Origin of the sequence: Endozoicomonas arenosclerae, assembly GCF_001562015.1 — a bacterium.
Classification (GTDB): Bacteria; Pseudomonadota; Gammaproteobacteria; order Pseudomonadales; family Endozoicomonadaceae; genus Endozoicomonas_A; species Endozoicomonas_A arenosclerae.
In genome coordinates, this window is sequence record NZ_LASA01000220.1 from 1 (window position 1) to 2,199 (window position 2,199).

2 protein-coding genes are annotated in these 2,199 nt (G+C 48.0%); one reads left to right on the plus strand and one right to left on the minus strand.

The window, feature by feature from the left end:
• Nucleotides 1-230 precede the first annotated feature (230 nt).
• Complete coding sequence (locus WG89_RS29845) at nt 231-503, plus strand: Mpo1-like protein (protein ID WP_079254099.1); 273 nt, start codon at nt 231-233, stop codon at nt 501-503.
• 87 nt (nt 504-590) lie between these two features.
• Here the strand turns inward: WG89_RS29845 and ispG are convergent, their stop codons facing one another.
• Nucleotides 591-1,826 (minus strand): flavodoxin-dependent (E)-4-hydroxy-3-methylbut-2-enyl-diphosphate synthase, encoded by a 1,236-nt coding sequence (gene ispG, locus WG89_RS27780; RefSeq protein WP_062270941.1) that lies wholly within the window; start codon nt 1,824-1,826, stop codon nt 591-593.
• Nucleotides 1,827-2,199: the final 373 nt, after the last annotated feature.

The window sequence follows — 2,199 nt, forward strand, 5'->3', positions numbered from 1 at the left end:
GGAACGGTATTTGAAGTGGCTGAGGGTTAGCTCAATCCAACGGTAACATTCGTCCTTGGAGTCCCAGCCGGGCTCCAGACAGTCTGCTTGTGAAAGGAGGCTTCTTACATCCTCCAGGGTTTTGATGAAATGGGTGTTCATGATGATTTTCATATCCTCATCATGAACGACAGTGCTGAAGTCGGCTCATTTCATGTTAGAAACCAGCCCCTTCTTCAGGCTCATTTCATATTGGAAGAGACTATGACAATGCTGTCTGCAGGGCTCTGCACTATATTGGCAGCACTCTGGTGCTGTTTTTATTAGTGCTGGCTCTGGCAACCTCTAACTACCTTTTATTGTTAGCCCTGCCCGTGGTTGGTTACGGTTTTGCCTGGATCGGACACTTTATTTTTGAGAAGAATAGACCTGCAACGTTCAAATACCCGCTTTATAGCTTTTTGGGCGACTGGGTGATGTATAAAGATTTTTTAAAAGGTTGCTTGAGGAAGCTTTTGCCTTGAACTCAAAGCTTACTGGTTTCTGATGTAGGAATGTTTTTTCAGTCAAAAAAGCCCGGAGAACCGGGCTTTTTTAAAAGGATAGTGACATTATTGGCTGGTAATCAGGTCTTCTCGGGGAGAGTATGTTTTATGAACATATTCCTCGATCATTTCCTTGTACTCTTCGGTGATATTGCCACCTTTCAGAGTAGTGACCTTCTCCCCATCTACAAAAACAGGTGCCGAAGGTGCTTCGCCGGTTCCGGGCAAGCTGATACCAATATTGGCGTGCTTACTTTCACCAGGGCCGTTGACCACACAACCCATAACAGCCACTTTCATATCTTCAACGCCAACAAACTTGTTGCGCCAGGTCACCATCTTGGCTCTCAGGAAAGCGTCAACTTCATCCGTTAAAACCCTGAAGAAAGTGCTGGTGGTTCGGCCACAGCCTGGACAGGCTGTCACTTCCGGAGAAAAGCTGCGAACACTCAGTGCCTGAAGAATTTGCTGGGAAACAATCACTTCACGGTCGCGGCTGCCGTTTGGCTCTGGTGTCAGAGAAGTTCTGATGGTGTTACCAATTCCTTGCTGAAGCAGAACACCCATGGCAATGCTGGAGGAAACAATCCCCTTGCTGCCCATACCCGCTTCAGTGAGGCCCAGGTGGAGTGCATATTCGCAACGTTCTGAGAGCATCTCGTAGACGCTGATCAGATCCTGAACACGGGAGACCTTGCAGGAAATAACAATTTTGTTAGCCCCCAGTCCTCTTTCAACAGCAGCGTCAGCACTGGTGAGAGCTGAAATGACCAGGGCTTCATGCAAAACTTCCTGAGAAGGTTTTGGTTTTTCAGAACGAGCGTTCTCATCCATCAGGCGAGTGGACAGTTCTTTATCGAGACTGCCCCAGTTCACTCCGATACGAATCGGCTTGTCGTATTTGATGGCCACATCAATCATGGTGTTGAAGCGGTCATCCTTCTTGTTACCAAAGCCAACATTACCGGGATTGATGCGATACTTGTGCAGCAGGCGAGCGGTTTCATCATACTTGGTCAGCAAAGTGTGACCGTTGTAGTGAAAGTCGCCCACAATGGGGACGTTATAGCCCTGTTGGGTCAGCTTTTCATAGATTGCCGGTACTGCTGCAGCCGCTTCTTCGGTATTGACCGTCACTCGGACGATTTCAGAGCCAGCGTCTGCCAGAAGCTTGATCTGCTCAACCGTACGCTCTACATCAGCAGTATCCGTATCCGTCATGGATTGGACCACTACAGGGGCATCGCCACCAATGGTAATGTGTCCTACCTGAACAGCGTGGGTTTTATGGCGTCGGCCCATTAACTTGATTCCTCCGGAATACGTTATCGAGTTGCTTCGACAAAAAAACTGGCAGAAGCGCCCACAAAGAATGTGTAAGCGGCCATAGAATCTAGATAGTTTAACACTTATCGGGAAAATCGTACCGGGAAAGTCTCTTCCAATATGAAATGAGCCTGAAGAAGGGGCTGGTTTCTAACATGAAATGAGCCGACTTCAGCACTGTCGTTCATGATGAGGATATGAAAATCATCATGAACACCCATTTCATCAAAACCCTGGAGGATGTAAGAAGCCTCCTTTCACAAGCAGACTGTCTGGAGCCCGGCTGGGACTCCAAGGACGAATGTTACCGTTGGATTGAGCTAACCCTCAGCCACTTCAAATACCGTTC

What these genes read in the sequence shown, in the direction of transcription:
- ispG (WP_062270941.1), bottom strand. Translation starts at nt 1,826, where the DNA reads ATGGGCCGACGCCATAAAACCCACGCTGTTCAGGTAGGACACATTACC.